This window comes from Devosia aquimaris, from assembly GCF_020169335.1.
Lineage (GTDB): Bacteria > Pseudomonadota > Alphaproteobacteria > Rhizobiales > Devosiaceae > Devosia > Devosia aquimaris.
This window is the reverse complement of record NZ_JAIEZN010000001.1, coordinates 1360320-1376048: the sequence shown is the minus strand read 5'-3', so window position 1 is coordinate 1376048 and position 15729 is coordinate 1360320. Positions and strand designations below refer to the sequence as shown.

The following is a 15729-nucleotide window of genomic DNA, read 5'->3' as shown; positions in this document are numbered from 1 at the left end:
CGCCTTCGGCGACATTGCCGCCCCCGCGGCTGACCACCGCATGGCCTAGCGGTGCAGAAACTGTGTGATGGGGCCAACTTAGCGCACAAGATACACGTGGCCGACCGGCATAAGTAATATGACAACCGTGGTCAACAAAGAAAACCGGGCTGAGCGCGCCTTGCACCCAGAAAACATGATTGATGCAATCATGTTAGTGGCCTATCCCCGTCAACAACTGGTGCGACAGAGGAGATATGGCGGTGACCGAGGGTCAGCTTGCGGCCGGGCGAACAAATGCGCGCTTGCGTGCCGCGTCCGTGTCGGCTGGCTATGGGGCGACGCCGATCCTGTCGGATGTGTCGCTTTCGGTGCCAGACGGGCAATTGACGGCGCTGATCGGGCCCAATGGCTCGGGCAAGTCCACGCTTCTCAAGACCATGGCGCGCATCCTGGCACCCGAACGTGGATCGGTGCTGCTGGACGGCAAGGCCATTCATCAGTCCAGCACCAAGGACGTGGCGCGGAGCCTGGGGCTGCTGCCGCAGGGCCCCGTGCCTCCAGAGGGGCTGACCGTGCGCGAACTGGTGGCGCAGGGACGCTTTCCGCATCAGGGCCTGCTGCAGCAGTGGACCGCAGAAGACGCTGCGGCGGTGGGGCAGGCGCTGGCGACCGCCGGCGTTGCCGATTTTGCCGACCGCGCCGTGGACAGTCTTTCGGGCGGCCAGCGGCAACGCTGCTGGATCGCCATGGTGCTGGCCCAGCAGACGCCGATTCTGCTGCTGGATGAGCCAACCACCTTCCTCGACCTCAAGGTGCAGGTCGACCTCATGGAAATGCTGGCTGATCTCGCCCACACCGGTGGGCGCACGCTGGTGGTGGTGCTGCATGATTTGAGCCTGGCGGCCAGCTATGCCGACACCCTGGTGATGCTGCGGGACGGACGCATCGTGTGTGCCGGCGCGCCCCATGAGGTGTTTACAGCAGACCGCCTGAAGGCCGTGTTCGATCTCGAGGCGCGCGTCAGCTGGGATGCCGAGACCGGGCTGCCCGTCTGTCTGCCCCTTGCACCGCAGGCGCAGCGGCGCCGCCGGACCCGTGCGGCATGACACAAGCCGCAGGTCTCTTGGCCAGGCGATCCGGTTCGCTCATGGCCCTGTTGCTGATGGCCCTGGCTGGCGCCATCTGCCTGCTGTTTGCGCTGCATATTGCCGTGGGCGCCAAGCCCTTGCCGCTGGGCACGGTGATTGAAGCCCTGCTGGCGCGTGACCCCAAGGCCTTTGACCATTCCATCATCTGGGACCTTCGCCTGCCGCGGGCCCTGATTGCCATCACCGTCGGCGCGGCGCTGGCGGTGTCCGGCGCGCTCATGCAGGGCGTGACCCGCAATCCGCTGGCCGATCCCGGCCTGCTGGGGCTTATGGCTGGCGCTTCGTTTGCCGTGGTGATGACATCGCTGGTGTTTGGGCCTGCCATGACGAATTGGGCGCCCTGGATTGCCGCGCTGGGGGCGTTTGTCACGGCGCTTGCCGTCTACGCCGTGGCGCATTGGACGCCGGGCGGGCCAACGCCGCTGACACTGACGCTTACGGGTGCGGTGATCTCGGCGTTCCTGGCCGCGCTGGTCAGCATTGTCCATCTGCTCAACGAGGACAGCTTCGACAATCTGCGGGTCTGGCTGTCGGGTTCGCTGTCCGGGCGAAGTCTGGAAACGCTCGGCGTCACAGCGCCGCCGATCATCGTTGCGCTGCTGCTGGGTCTCGCCTTGGCGCCCCGCGTGACGGCGCTTGCCATGGGTGATGATGTTGCCAAGGGGCTCGGCATCAAGACCGGGCAACTCAAGCTGCAATTGCTTGTCGTGGTGGTGGTGCTGACGTCCAGCGCCGTGGCGCTGGCTGGTCCGCTGGGATTTGTCGGGCTGGTCATTCCACATGTGGCACGCCTATTGGTGGGGTCGGACTATCGCTGGATCGTGCCGTTTTCGGCGCTGATCGGCGCGGCCTTCCTGCTGGGCACCGACACGCTGGCGCGTATAGCCATCCCGCCGCGCGAGATCTCGACTGGCATCATCACCGCAATGGTCGGTGCGCCGGTGTTCATCCAACTGGTGCGGATGCGGGCGCGATGAGCATGGTGTCGGAAAAGGGCCATATCATCCTGCGTACGTCGCGCCAGGGCCTGGCGCTGCGGCTGCCGGTCTGGGGCATGGCTGCCTCGGCATTGCTTGTCTGCGGGCTGGTGCTGCTGTTTGCGGCGTCGATGGTTATCGGCAGCTATGACATAGACCTGCCAACGCTGCTGGCGACGCTGTCGGGCGAGACGGTGTCAAAATCGATCGACAATGTTGTCTGGCAGTTCCGTATGCCGCGCGCTCTTGTCGCCATGCTGGTCGGCGCCATGATGGCCTGTTCGGGTGCGGCGCTGCAGAACGTCACGGGCAACAGCCTTGCGGACCCATCGCTGGTGGGGATCAGCCAGGGGGCGGCGTTGACGGTTGTCAGCGCCATCGTTGTCTTTCCCGGGCTCTCGCCTGACGTTCGACCGCTGCTGGCCTTTGTGGGCGCGCTTTGCGTTGCCAGTCTGGTCCAGGCGCTGAGTGCCGGCCAGCGTGGTCCGTCACCGGTGCGTTTCATCCTTATCGGCATTGGCCTGTCGGCGTTTATCTCCTCATTGACCTCCGCCATGCTGACCTATGGCAATATCGACCGGGTCATGTCGGCGCTCGCCTGGCTTGCCGGCGGCGTCAACGCTGCCACCTGGCGCGACGTGTTCATCCTCTCGAGCTGGTCGATTGTGCTGCTGGCGGTGTTGCTGTTGCTGAGCCGCTCGATGGCGGCTCTGCGGATGGGGGAGGCGACGGCGATCGGACTGGGCGCCGAGGTGCGTCTGGTACGGCTGGGGCTGGTTGCTATCGGCGTCGGCCTTGCCGCCGTATCCACTGCCATTGTCGGGCCGATCGGCTTTGTGGGCCTGGTCGCCCCGCATGCAGCGCGTCGGCTGGCGCACACCGGCCCGGCCTTGCACCTGGTCCTCACCGCACTCTGCGGCGCATTTCTGGTGGCAGCGGCCGACCTCATTGGCCGCGCTGCATTTGCGCCCATCCAGCTGCCCGCAGGGCTGCTGACGGCCCTTTTGGGGGTGCCGATCTTCATTGCGCTGCTGCGCCGCAGCGCACGCGCCCAATATTGAAGGAGAACCCAATGCGTTGGCTTTGGTTGGTTTTGTTGATTGCAGCTGGCTCGGTTGCGCCTGCGACTGCAGAAGATTGTGCGGCGGGCCTGCGTCCATTTTCCGATGCCCGGGGTGTTGCCTGCATTCCGGAGCAACCGCAGCGCATCGTGGCGCTCAACGACCAGATCGTGGCCCTGCCGCTTTATGAACTGGGCGCGCCGGTGGTCGGCAGCGCGGGGCGGGTCCAGGCGGATGGCACGGTCTACCTGCGCGGCGGCATGGACACGCTGGGGATCGATTTTGCCAATACCGACATCACCTATGTCGGCGGCTTTGATGCCCTCGACATCGAGGCCATCGCGTCGCTGCAGCCCGACCTGATCATTGGAGGCAGCTATACCGATGCTGCCCAGATCGAGCAGTTGCAACTGATCGCGCCGACGATTGTGATCGACAATGGTGCGCTCGGCCTAGTGGGTACGCTGCGGGCCCTGGCGGATGCCAGCGGCAGATCCGGCGATTTCGAGGCGCGGTATCAGCGCTACCTTGGCAATCTCGAGCGCACCAAATCCTACATCGGTGACCCGTCCAAACTGTCTGCGACGCTGACGTTCATGTTTCCGAATGGCGAGGATCTTTGGGTCTATCGCGCCGGACTGGGCGCCATTTCGCAACTGTTGTCGGATCTGGGCGTGTCGCAGCCGCGGGCGGTGGCTGCGCTGCCCGATACCCAGGCGTCCTGGAGCCCTGAGCTGATCCAGCAACTCGATGCCGATTTCATCTTTGGCTTCTATCGTCAGCAGCCGGACGCCACGCCACAAGCGGTGCGCGATGCCTATGAACACTTTGCGCCGGGCTGGTGCGAGGCGCTGAGCGCCTGCCGAAATGGCCAGTTCATCCTGCTGCCGGGGCCGACTTTTGGGTCGACCATGACCGGGTTGGAACTGGCTCTTGATCTGGTGGAGACCCATATCGCCGCTCGTGCCTACACCCCACGCGAGGGCGAGTGATGGGCAAGCACGTCTTCTGCACCGACCTGTGCCGCGAGCGTGGCGAGCCCTTCGAGGGGCTCGGTCACGCGCCGCAGCGCATCCTGATGCTGGCGTGGCCGCGCGGCCACTGGCGCACACCGCGCTGGGAGTCGGTCGACATGTCACCTGCGCTGGCCGAGGCGATCCACAATGCGGCGCATGCCGGTGTGCATGTGGCCCTTGTGGACAAGGTCGAAGCGCCCGGCAGCCTGCCGATGCTCCATGCCCTGCCGGAGGGGATCTTTGCCAGCTTTGAAGATGAGGCGGACCTGATCGCCGCGATCAATGGCTATGCCGATGGCCAGGTCTTTGCCGGTGAATCCGATCCGCGCACGACGATCATTTGCTGTACAGACAGTCGTCGTGATGCGTGTTGTGCCCGTTACGGGTTTTCGACCTACAAGGCCCTGGTCGCCGTTGCCGATACGGCGCGGTTCAACATTGTGCAGGCAACTCATATCGGCGGCTGTCGCTTTGCCGCCTCGCTGGTGGTGATGCCACAGCGCCAGCGCTATGGGCGCATGACAGCAGGACTGGCGCCGGCGTTCCTGGCCGCCCTCGAGCGCGGCGAAATCTTCCTGCCGGGCTACAAGGGCCGGGCAGACCTGCCCGAGCCGGCACAGGTTGCCGAAATCGCCGCCCTGCGCTGGGGCGCTCAGCGCGGCGAGGTGCTCGATCGCGTCGAACTGACCGGCGAAGTGCCGGAAGAGGCGGCGGATGGCATGGCCCTGACGCTCGGCGCAGAACTGGGCGGCCAGCGGCTGGCTATTCGTCTGCTGGCGCGCAATTTCACCGTCCAGGGCAATTGCGAGATTGTCGCCGAGGGGCACGAGGAGACCGTGGTGCGCTGGTGCCTTGATGAGGTCCGCGCCGCCGCCGCCGACGATGCGCACAATCCCGTTGGATTCTGAAACGCCTGGAGACTATCCATGATCAAATTCCTTTTCGCTGGGGTGCTGCTGCTGGCCGCCGGCAGCGTGGTGGCCCAGGAGACGCAGAGTTTTACCGATGATCTCGGTCGGCAGGTCGCCGTGCCGGTGGCGCCGCAACGGATTGCCGCGCTGCACGATATCGAGCTGACCGTGCCGCTGCTCGAACTTGGGGCGCCAGTGATTGCCAGCCACGCGCGTCCGGGCGCCGATGGCGCGCAGACGATCCGCTCGTCGCTGTTGTTGACCGGGCAGGACCTGGCGCCCGGTCAAATCGCCGATCTGGGCAACAATCCGATCGACATCGAGGCGCTGGCGGCGCTGGAGCCCGACCTGATCATCACGACGGTGTGGCAGAAGGCGCCGGTCGAGCAGCTCGAGCTCATCGCGCCTACGATCGTGATCGATACGCAGTCGGGCGTTCGCGACGACTATGCGCTTTATGACCTGCTTGCCGGCATCACCGGGACCGGTGACCGGCTTGCTACGCTCAAGGCGCGTTACCAGGCCCAGATCGAGCAGCTGCGGCGCGTGGCGGACGTGAACAGGACGGTCAGTACCTTTCACGCGCAGAACGGTAAGCTCTCGGTGTGGAATCCCTATGGTGCATTCGGCAAGATCCTGCTGGACGCAGGCTTTTCCTTTCCGCCCGTGATCGCGGACATGGCCGCCGGCACGTCCGAGCAGCTCAGCGCCGAAGTCCTGCCTGAGCTCGATGCCGACGTCATCTTTGTCAGCTACCGGGGCGACGAGGGCCAGACGCCCGCCGATGCCCACGCCGAACTTGAGACCACGCTGCCCGGATATTGCGCGCAGTTGGTGGCCTGCCAGCAGGGCCGCATGGTGCTGCTGCCGCGCGAAGAGGGCTGGGCGACCTCCTATACCGGCCTGACCATGGTTGCCTATGCCATCACCACGGCCCTGGGCTCGCTGGACTTCCGCTCTTTCAACTGATGTTCCCATATTGCAAGGAAACCCATCCGATGTTTTCCCTACATGCCTTTGCCCGGGGCGCCGCAGTTGCGGCTGCCTTGAGCGCCGCCATGCTGACCGCGGCCGTGTTCGCCCAGGATATGCGGCCCTTTACCGATGATACCGGCCGCACTGTCGACATACCGGCTGCGCCGCTGCGCATCGTGTCGCTGCATGATCTCGTCATCACCGTGCCGCTGCTGGAGCTGGGCGTGACGCCCATTGGCAGCCATGGCCGCACCACGGCGGACGGCGTGCCGTTCATCCGCTCCAGCGAGGTGCTGACCGGCGTCGACTTTGACAATTCCGACATTGCCTTTGTCGGCAATCTGCCGGCCGATGTGGAGGCGGTGGCGGCTCTGGAGCCCGATCTGATCCTGACCACACCCTGGCAGAGCGCACCTCTCGAGCAGCTGGAGGCCATTGCGCCGACGCTGGTGCTGGACGACAGCCTGCATCAGGACATGGGCATGCACGAAGTGCTGGCCGACATTACCGGCACGCAAAGCCGACTGGCGACGCTCAAGACCCGCTATGACGGCCAGATCGCCCAGATCAAGCGCCTGATCGATACCAACACGATCAGCGTCAATGTCATCCAGGGCGTCGATGGCCAGGTGCTGAGCTGGCATACCTATGGCGCGCTGGGCAAGGTGCTGCGCGATGCCGGTTTCCGCTTTCCGGAGCGCGTCGATGCGATTCCCGAAGGCGACTATGCCACCATGAGCGCGGAGGAACTGCCGGCGCTCGATGCAGACTTCCTGTTTGCGACCTATCGCACCGATACGCTGGAAACGCCTGACGATGCCCGCAAGGCGCTGGAAACGGTGATGCCGGGCTATTGCGACTATCTGCATGCCTGCCGGGAGAACCAGATGATCGTCATCCCGCGCGAAGAGGCTTCGGCAGCGTCGTATTATGGGCTGGGCGTGCTGAGCTATATGGTGGTGGCCAATATCTCGGGGCGCACGTTCGTGCCGATGCCGCGCTGAGGGCGGGAAAAGCCCCGGAGAAGACCTATGGTATGCCGCGCAAAATAGGCTTTGCGCGGCATTTTTTCGCTTGAGTGGGGCGACGTCCGGTTGGGCGTCAGAGCTTGACCGGTAGCCCCGAGCGCACGCTTTCGTCGGCGGCCAGACAGATGTGGAGCGAGTTGACCGCGTCGCTCATGTGTCGCTCCAGATCGAAGTTCTCGGTGATGGCGCGATAGACGAAATCCTGCTCGCGATCGCACAGGCCCTGATGATCGGGTTCGCCATGCATGTCGAGCCAATCATCGGCGCGGGCGGGCTGGTTCGCAGCGTCGAGGGCAGCATGGTGCACGCGGATGCGCGAGGTCTGGGTGTGGGCGTTGATGTCGGCGGAGGCGGCGCCTTCATCCATGACGATGGACACGGCGCCATTGGGTGAGATCACATCCTTCACGAAGAAGGCGGTCTCGGACATCATCGGGCCCCAGCCGGCTTCGTACCAGCCGACGCTGCCATCATCGAACAGCACCTGGAACTGGCCGTAATTGTACATGCCCTGCGGCAGGCCCTTGGCCAGCTGCAGACCCATGCCGCGCACCTCGACCGGCTTGGCATCGGTGATCTGGCACATGACATCGACATAGTGCACGCCGCAATCGACGATGGGCGAAGTGGTCTGCATGATAGCGCGGTGAATGTCCCAGGCGGCGCCGCTCGACTGCTGATTGAGATTCATGCGGAACACGTAAGGGCCACCCAGGATACGGGCCTGCTCGATGAGCTTGAGCCAGGAGGGGTGGTGGCGCAGGATATAGCCAACGATGAGCTTGCGCTCGTGCTTTTGGGCGGCGGCGACGACGCGTCGGGCGTCTTCGACGGTGGCCGCCAGGGGCTTTTCGACAAAGACATGGGCGCCGGCCTCGATGGCGGCGACGGCATAGTCGGCATGGGTATTGGTGTGGGTGGCGATCGAGACCACATCGGGCTTGAACTCGGCCAGGGCTGCCGCAAAGTCATGCCGCAGCGGATAGGTCGACAGCTCTTCCGGCAGGGTCGGGGTGGAGCGGTTGACCAGGCCGACGATCTCGAAGCCGGGATGGGCGTGATAGGCGATGGCGTGGCTCTTGCCCATCTGGCCGAGGCCGACAACCAGAACCTTGAGGGGGGAATGCGTCATAGTCTGGCTCCTCGCGATCAATGGGTGCGGCGCGCCTTGGCGATCTCGGCGGCCCCGAAACTGGCCAGGGCCAGCGAATAGAGCGTGGGATTGGTGGCCGTCACGGTGGGGATGACGCCATTGCCGGCGACATAGAGATTGTCAAAGCCCCAGACGCGGCTGTTGCGATCGCAGACGCTGGTGCCGTCGTCGCTCTCGCCCATGCGGATGGTGCCCTGATAGTGCAGCGAGCTGCCGACTGGCAACACGATGGTGGCAAAGCCGGGGGCAGGGCGACCGATGATCCCGGAAATCTGGCGGGCGATGCCCTTGGCCAGTTCCAGCCGCGCCCGGTCGGCGTCGGATTGCTTCCAGCGGATGGAAATGGCGGGCAGCCCCATCCAGTCGCGGCGGGTGTCGTCAAACAGCACGCGATTGTCCGGGCTGATGTCCGCAGGCACGAAAAAGCCCATGCCAATGGGCTGGCCGGTGAAATCGGGGGACAGCGGCATGGTGTTGAGGCTTGCCGGCGCGATGGTGACCGAGAAGGGGAAGGTTTCGGTGGCCGGGATCCAGCTCATGGCCTGCATGGGCACGTCGGTGGTCATCTCGCTGATCTGGGAGATGATGTAGTGGTCGTTGATATAGCGGCCCAAGGCCTGGGGGCGGATGCCCGATGCATGCAGCAATTGAGGCGAGTGCAGGGCATCGCAGGCGACGATGACGGTGCCGGCGGCGACAAACCAGCTATCGTCCGAGCCGGGCCTGCAGAGTTCGACGCCGGTGACCACGCCGTCCTCGTGGACGATGCGGCGGCAGGCGGTTTCGGCCAGGATGGTGAAGATCTCGGCGGGTTCGTCGACCATTGGGCCAAGGACAACGTCGGTGCCATGGTAGCGCAGGCCGTCGGCGGTGGGCGTGGCGGCCAGCGGCATGGGCTGCACGAAACGGTCTGGCGTGCGGCCGGGATTGAACACGGCGCCAAGGCGCTCGCGCATGGCAATGGCGGTCGGGTCGCCAGCGCGCGGGTCCTTGTGCGTGCCCAGCAGCATCTCGGCGGTGGCGATCGCGGCCTGCATCTCGGCTGCCGGAATGAAGGGCACGCGCTCGGTCAGCGAGGGCGTGGGCGTGCCGGTGGACCATTTGGTGCCCATGCCGCCGACATTGGCGGCCGAAAAGCCGGCGAAGAGGTCTTCGGCGGGGTCTGCATCATTGGCGATGAACAGGCCGGAACGGCGCAGCTGGGAGGCATCGAAGCCGCCGGCGCGACGGGCCTCCCATTCTTCCTTGTTGATCGGGATGCGCGGGGTACGGTCGCCGCCCTGGGCCAAGACTTCCAATGCGCCACGCTCCTCGAGATCAACGATATTGTCGAGATGCGCGCCGGTCTGCGGCAGGATCTGAGGGCCAGCCTCGACCATCAGGATGCGGGCCTCGGGCCAATCGCGGCGGATCAGCCTGGCATAGGCGCTGCCGGCAGGACCGCTGCCGATGATAACGACGTCTTTGGATTGGGGAGCCATGGCGCATCCGCTGGTTTCGATAGGTGGCATTGAATTGGTATCAACCGTCTGCATGCCCGGCAATGGGGCAATCGGGAAAGTTACTGTGTTGCCTATGCTTGTGCGCCATGCACAGGAAACAAGTGGCCTAGATTGGTATTTATGGCATGATGCCGACCAATCGATGCGTGTCCACGTCCTGCGGAGCCATACCCATGAAGATCGGCCTGTCGTCCTATAGTTTTCGCCCATTGCTGGCCAATGGCAGCATGACCGTGGAGGGCCTGTTCGACTGGCTGGTGGCGCATGAGGCCGAGCATCTGGAGATCGCCAGTTTCAGCTTTGCGGCCGCCGGGACGGAGGTCAATTATGACTTGACGGCGGACACGGAAATGATCACGCGGATCGAGACTGCGGTGGCGCGGAGCGGCGTGCCGATCTCTGGCATCTGCCTGGGCGCGAGTTTTCTGGGCACAGCAGACGAGCGAGCCGCGCAGGTGGCCATGGTCAAGCGGCATGTGGAACTGTGCGACCGGCTGGGCGCCAGGTTCCTGCGCCATGACGTGGTGCCCTGGTCGCTGCGGCTGACCGATACGGCAGAGTTTGAGGCGGCATTCGACGGGATTGTTGCGGGTTGCGCTGAGGTCGCCGACTTCGCCAAGGGACTAAGCGTGGTGACGAGCGTGGAGGACCACGGCTTCTTCATGAACTCGGCCGAGCGCCTGCTGCGCCTGCACCACGCGGTGGCGCGCGACAATTTCAAGCTGACGGTGGATGTCGGCAATTTCCTGTGCGTGGACGACAATCCCGATGTTGCCACAAGGCGGACGCTGCCGCTGGCCAGCTTCGTGCACGTGAAGGACTTTTATGTGCGCCAGACCGAGCCGGGCCCGGGCTGGCTGAGGACACATGGCGGGCAGTTCATCCGCGGCGCCGTGTTCGGCTACGGCGACCTCGATACGGCCGGACTGATGAAGGCCATCGTAGCGTCTGGCTACGATGGCTTCCTGTCGCTCGAATATGAGGGCAATGAGCCCACGCTGTTTGGCTGCGAGACCGGGCTGGGCAATACCCGCCGCATGCTGGCCGAAATCAGAGGCTGACGATCCGGTCCAGCCGCTGCTTGAGGTCGGCAAGATGGTGGCGGTCGCCTCCCGGCATTTCGACTGAAACCCAGCCGGAATAGCCGACGGCGGCGAGGCTGGCGTTGACGCCGGCCCAGTCGACATCGCCTTCACCCAGGGCAACGTCGAAGCCCTTCCAGGGGCCTTCGGCATTCATGCGGGTGAGGCTGTATTCCTTGATGTCGATGCGCAGGATGCGGCTGCCGAGCGCCTCGATCCAGTCGGCTGGGCGACCATAGCGCATGACATTGCCGACGTCGAAGTACCAGCCGAGGCGGGGACTGTCGAAGCCATCGACCAGATGGGCGGCCTCGAGCGGGCTGAGCAGGAAATTGTTCCACACATTCTCAAGCGCGATGGAGATGCCGATCTCCTCGGCATGAGGCAGCAGGCGGTCGATGCCCTCGACGGCGCGGTCATAGGCAGCGGCATAGCTGGTGGCGTCGTTGACGACGCCGGGGACCAGCAACATGGTTTGTGCGCCATAGGACTTGGCCAGGGACATGGCCTCGATGGTGGCGGCGACACAGGCTTCGCGGACAGCCGGGTCAGGATCGGTCAAGGGCGTCTTCCAATGCACCGAATTGATGACCCCTGGAATGGCGACGCCGGTGGCGTCGCGGGCGGCCAGAACCTCGTCGCGCGGCAAGTCATTGGGTGCGTCGAGCTCGACGCCGTCAAAGCCGAGATCGGCAATCAGGCGGAAGGTGTCGGCGACCGAGAGTTTTTCCTCGATCATGGACCATTTCAGGCTGGTCCTGGCCATGGGGCGGCGGCTGGTGTCACTCAAGGGGCATACTCACGCTCGGGGTGTGTGCGTCATGCTAGGGGATGGCCGTGACAAGTCCAAGGCGCGAAATGCCACCGGCACAAGGGTTTATCGGTAATGAACGCGTTACCCTTCTTCGCGCAGGCGATCGGCCGGGCGCGTGGACATGGCGGACCAGGTGGTTGCCGCACCAGTGAGCGTAGTGACAGCAACCACGAGAAGCGTCAGGAGCGCCAACTGGCCGGGCTGGACGGCAAAGTCGATGTCGAGCAGGAAGTTGGCTGCCGCCCAGGCGCCGGTGAGCGCGATGGCGCCGGCAACCAGCGCCGCGATTGCGCCGAGCAGGGCATATTCAAGCATGAAGGCGGCAATGACCTGGCCGCGGCGGGCGCCCAGAACCTTCATCAGCACCGCATCGGCCTCGCGCTGGCGGCGGCCGACGCTGAGGGCGCCGGCCAGAACCAGAATGCCGGCCACAACGGCAGTGGCGCTGACCAGGGCAATGGCGTTGACGAGGCCATCGAAAATGGACTGCACGCGCGACAGGGCATCGCCAACCGGCACGAAACGCAGTTGCGGGAAGGTTGAGACCAGCGCGGCCTCGAGCCCGGGGGCATCGGCGGGCGCAGCCATGACGGTGCTGAAATAGGACTGCGGCGCCTTCTCGATCAGGCCCGGCGAGGCGAGAATATCAAAGCTGAAGGCAGCATTGCGCCGGTCGGTGGCGCGGAAATTGGCGATGGTGAAGGTCAGCGGTCGGCCAGCGATGGAGAGGGTGATGGTGTCGCCCAGGGCAAGACCGAGGCCGTCGCGCAGTTCGGTGGTCAACGAGACGAGCGGCGGACCATCATAGGGCGTGGGCCACCACTCGCCTTCAGCAAGGACGGTCTTATCGGGCTGGGCCACGGACCAGCTGAGTGCGGTATCGCCCCGGAAGATGCCGGCGAGCTCGGGCGGGACATCGTCGGCCGAGGGAGGCGGCGCATCTTTGAGCTGGGTGACGGTGCCGCGCAGCATGGGGAATGTCGTCAGTTGCTCGATGGCGGGCGTTGTGGCGGCAAAGCCGGTAACGGCGTCGGTTGTGGCCCGGTCCATATCAAAGAGCACGAAGGCGGGCGCCTCGGCGGTGACCTCGCCCGATATCTGGCTATTGATATTGGACTGGGTGGTGACGATCAGCAGCAGCAATGACAGGCCCATGCCCATGGAAACCAGCACGGTGGTGGTGGGGGCGCCGGGACGAATGATGGCCGAGCTGGCCTGACGCAGCAGGCGTTGGCGTGGCGGCGGCAGGCGACGCAGCAGCCATGCGAGCCCAGCGGCGGCTAGGCGCAGAAGACCAAAGGCCAAAAGAGTGGCGGCGAAATAGACGCCGACCAGCCGCCAGTCATTGGCGATCTGCAAGGTGAGCAGCACCACAAGGACGAAGCCCGCCAAAAGGGGCAGCACAAGGCCCGGCGCCAGCAGGGCGCGCCAGGGCAGGGCGAGGGGCGCACCCGAGGCGCCGGCGCGGAACAACAGGGCCGGGCGCACGGCCTGGGCCTGGCGCAGCGGAATCCAGGAAAAGAGCAAGGCGGTGACAAGGCCAATGGCGCCGGCCACCAGCATGGCCCGCAGATCGAGCACGGCAGGCAAATCGAGGCCGATGAGATCGGACAGCAGCGGCAGCAATGCCAGGGTTGCGATGACGACAATGACCAGCCCAATGAGCGTCGCCAGCAGCGAGAGCGCGGCGATCTGGGCGAGGAAATGCACCAGGATGCGTGGGCTGCGCGCACCCAGCGCGCGCATGGTGGCTATGGCACCCTGGCGCTCGCCGACATAGGCGGTGACGGCATTGGCCGCGCCCAGCCCGCCCACGATCATGGACGAGAGGGCGACCAAGAGCATGAAATTGCCGAAGACGGCGATGAAGCGCTCGATGGTGGCTGTGGCCTGGCTGGGCGAGCGGATCTGCCAGTCATGGTCGGGAAACTGGCGCTCGAGCCGGTTGCGGGCGGCCTCGATGTCGCTATCCCTAAGCAGCAGTTTGTAGCGGAACTGGCTGAGCACGCCTTCTTCGCGCAGGCCGGCGGGGGCAAGGGCGTCGGCCGAGACAAGGGCCGGGGCGCCGAGCTGGAAACCGGCCGTAGCCTGATCGGGCAGTTCCATGATGATGCCGCGCAGGGCGAAGTCCAGCGTGCCGATGCGGACCGTGTCGCCAAGGCTGACGCCCAGGCGCTGGGCCGCCTGCTGGCCGAGCAGGAGGCCATAGATGTTGTCGCGCGGGGGCAGCAGGGCGCTGGCCGGGCTCACCTCGCCGCCGGGGGCCAGAGTGACGCTGCCGACCAGGGGGTAGGCCTGGGTGACGGCGCGCAGGGTGAGGAATGCGGATTGGCCATTGGCACTGGCCTGGGCATTGATCTCGACCTCGCGGCTGACCTGGCCGAGGCCATCGAGGGCGGTGACAACGTCTGTCGCGAGGTCTGTGCGGAAGCTGCGGATTTCCAGATCGCCGCCCAGGATGACGCGGGAATCGCGGGCAACGGCGGTCTCGACGCTGCTGCGCACCGCGCTCACGGTGCCGATGGCGGCGACCCCCAGGGCGAGACAGGCAATCAGAATACCGAAGCGGGCGAGACCGCCGCGCAGATCAACCAGGGCGACGCGCAGCCAGCCGAGCAGGCGTCTCATGCCAGCGCCCCGACGCGTTCGGTCAACTCGCCATGGTCCATGCGCATCTGTCGGTCGGCGCGGCGAGCCAGGGCATTGTCATGGGTGATGAGCAGCACGGCCATGGTGTTGCGACGGGCGAGATCAAAGAGCAGCTCAATGGCCGCGGCGGCAGTCTCCTGATCGAGATTGCCGGTGGGTTCATCGGCGAGCAGCAGGCGGGGGCGGGTGACGATGGCGCGGGCGAGGCCGACGCGCTGCTGCTCACCACCCGAGAGGGCGCTGGGCAGATGGCTTTCGCGCGCCGACAGGCCCACTTCCGCTAGGGCGGCGCGGGCACGGGCGCGGATCTCGGCGAGCGGCAGATCGTCAAAGGCGATCTCCAGCGCCAGGGCGACGTTTTCCAGCGCCGTCATTGAGGGGATGAGGTGGAAGTTCTGGAACAGGATGCCGATGTTGCGCCGGCGCATGTCAGCGAGTTGGTCTTCGCCCAGGCCGGCTAGACTGGTGCCGCCCACCGAGACTGCGCCGGATGTGGCCCGCTCGAGCCCGCCCATGACCATGAGCAGGCTGGTCTTGCCGCTGCCCGAGGGGCCGACAATGGAGACCACTTCGCCCGGGTTTATCGCAAACGTGATGGACTTGAGGATATGAAGGCTGCCGCCCCCGGACTTAAGGTGCAGGTGCATATCCCGGGTGTGGGCGATGGGGTCGGTCATGAATGGGGCCGGGGTGTGGGGAACAGGAGCGAACGAGCGGGATGGCAGGCGTGATGACAAGATGGGGCCGGGCGCTCGGCGCTGCAATGGCTGCGCTCACCATGATTGTGGGATTGGCGCTGCCGGCCCTGGCCGACGCGCGCGTTGTGCTGCTCTATGGCGATTCCGTGCTGGCCGGGCTGGGGCTGAGCGAAGCGGACGGCTTCATGGGCCAGATGCAGGCCGCCATGGACAAGGCCGGGCTCGACGCCAAGCTGGTCAATGCCAGCGTGTCTGGCGACACCAGCGCCGATGGACTGGCGCGGCTGGAGTGGACACTGGGCACGCCGGCGGATGCCGTGATCCTGGGCCTGGGGGCCAATGATATGCTGCAGGGACTGCCGCCCGCGGAGACGCGGGCCAATCTGGAGGCCATGCTGAGCGGTATCGATGCGCTGGATGTGCCGGTGCTGCTGCTGGGCATGAAGGCCAATCGCGGGCTGGGCCCGGACTATGTGGCCGATTTTGATGCGATCTATCCGGCGCTGGCGGCCGAACACGGCGCCTTGCTCGACCCGTTCTATCTCGAGGGCGTGGCGCTCGATCCCGGGCTCAACCAGGCCGATGGACTGCATCCCAATGCGAAGGGCGTCGCGGTGATCGTGGCGCGGCTGCTGCCGCTGGTGCAGCAATTGCTGGCAGAGGCGGGCTAGCCGGCCGTTCATATCGGCGTGATGGCGCTGATCCGGCGTAACCAAAAGCGCCTATAAAGCGA

At 65.4% G+C, this 15729-nt stretch carries 14 protein-coding genes; 9 read left to right on the top strand and 5 right to left on the bottom strand.

The window, feature by feature from the left end; all coding sequences use genetic code 11:
- Positions 1-242 precede the first annotated feature (242 nt).
- The 7 genes from K1177_RS06610 to K1177_RS06580 are packed head-to-tail and all read left to right on the top strand — an operon-like array spanning position 243 to position 7074.
- Positions 243-1088 carry an ABC transporter ATP-binding protein gene (locus K1177_RS06610; protein WP_224702510.1) on the top strand — a complete coding sequence of 282 codons (846 nt, stop codon included), beginning with the start codon at positions 243-245 and terminating at the stop codon, positions 1086-1088.
- Complete coding sequence (locus K1177_RS06605) at positions 1085-2107, top strand: FecCD family ABC transporter permease (protein ID WP_224702509.1); 1023 nt, start codon at positions 1085-1087, stop codon at positions 2105-2107. The genes K1177_RS06610 and K1177_RS06605 overlap by 4 nt, the downstream gene beginning before the upstream one ends.
- Positions 2104-3168: a FecCD family ABC transporter permease gene (locus K1177_RS06600; protein WP_224702508.1), complete on the top strand. Its 1065-nt coding sequence runs from the start codon at positions 2104-2106 to the stop codon at positions 3166-3168. Before K1177_RS06605 ends, K1177_RS06600 begins: the two co-directional genes overlap by 4 nt.
- A gap of 11 nt (positions 3169-3179) precedes the next feature.
- Entirely contained in the window at positions 3180-4160 is a 981-nt protein-coding gene (locus K1177_RS06595; protein ID WP_224702507.1) for an ABC transporter substrate-binding protein, read from the top strand.
- Positions 4160-5092, top strand: a complete 933-nt coding sequence (locus K1177_RS06590) for a sucrase ferredoxin (RefSeq protein ID WP_224702506.1) — start codon at positions 4160-4162, stop codon at positions 5090-5092. The genes K1177_RS06595 and K1177_RS06590 overlap by 1 nt, the downstream gene beginning before the upstream one ends.
- 18 nt (positions 5093-5110) lie before the next feature.
- Positions 5111-6064, top strand: coding sequence for an ABC transporter substrate-binding protein (locus K1177_RS06585; RefSeq protein WP_224702505.1), 954 nt, complete (start codon positions 5111-5113; stop codon positions 6062-6064).
- Positions 6065-6093: 29 nt separating this feature from the next.
- The gene (locus tag K1177_RS06580; protein ID WP_224702504.1) at positions 6094-7074 is read left to right on the top strand and encodes an ABC transporter substrate-binding protein; all 981 of its coding nucleotides are present in this window, start codon (positions 6094-6096) and stop codon (positions 7072-7074) included.
- 97 nt (positions 7075-7171) lie between these two features.
- Here the strand turns inward: K1177_RS06580 and K1177_RS06575 are convergent, their stop codons facing one another.
- A complete protein-coding gene (locus K1177_RS06575) occupies positions 7172-8230 on the bottom strand; it encodes a Gfo/Idh/MocA family protein (RefSeq protein ID WP_224702503.1) in 1059 nt (352 codons plus the stop codon).
- 17 nt (positions 8231-8247) lie between these two features.
- A complete protein-coding gene (locus tag K1177_RS06570; RefSeq protein WP_224702502.1) occupies positions 8248-9732 on the bottom strand; it encodes a GMC oxidoreductase in 1485 nt (494 codons plus the stop codon).
- A 194-nt stretch (positions 9733-9926) separates the two neighbouring features.
- Between K1177_RS06570 and K1177_RS06565 the strand changes: the two genes are divergently transcribed.
- Complete coding sequence (locus K1177_RS06565; protein WP_224702501.1) at positions 9927-10814, top strand: sugar phosphate isomerase/epimerase family protein; 888 nt, start codon at positions 9927-9929, stop codon at positions 10812-10814.
- Here the strand turns inward: K1177_RS06565 and K1177_RS06560 are convergent.
- The 3 genes from K1177_RS06560 to K1177_RS06550 all read right to left on the bottom strand — a co-directional run bounded on the left by K1177_RS06560 (position 10804) and on the right by K1177_RS06550 (position 14975).
- The gene (locus K1177_RS06560) at positions 10804-11625 is read right to left on the bottom strand and encodes a sugar phosphate isomerase/epimerase family protein (RefSeq protein WP_224702500.1); all 822 of its coding nucleotides are present in this window, start codon (positions 11623-11625) and stop codon (positions 10804-10806) included. The genes K1177_RS06565 and K1177_RS06560 overlap by 11 nt on opposite strands.
- A 105-nt stretch (positions 11626-11730) precedes the next feature.
- Positions 11731-14277 carry an ABC transporter permease gene (locus tag K1177_RS06555; RefSeq protein WP_224702499.1) on the bottom strand — a complete coding sequence of 849 codons (2547 nt, stop codon included), beginning with the start codon at positions 14275-14277 and terminating at the stop codon, positions 11731-11733.
- Positions 14274-14975, bottom strand: coding sequence for an ABC transporter ATP-binding protein (locus K1177_RS06550; RefSeq protein WP_224702498.1), 702 nt, complete (start codon positions 14973-14975; stop codon positions 14274-14276). Before K1177_RS06550 ends, K1177_RS06555 begins: the two co-directional genes overlap by 4 nt.
- 53 nt (positions 14976-15028) lie before the next feature.
- Between K1177_RS06550 and K1177_RS06545 the strand changes: the two genes are divergently transcribed.
- Positions 15029-15667 carry an arylesterase gene (locus K1177_RS06545; RefSeq protein WP_224702497.1) on the top strand — a complete coding sequence of 213 codons (639 nt, stop codon included), beginning with the start codon at positions 15029-15031 and terminating at the stop codon, positions 15665-15667.
- Positions 15668-15729: the final 62 nt, after the last annotated feature.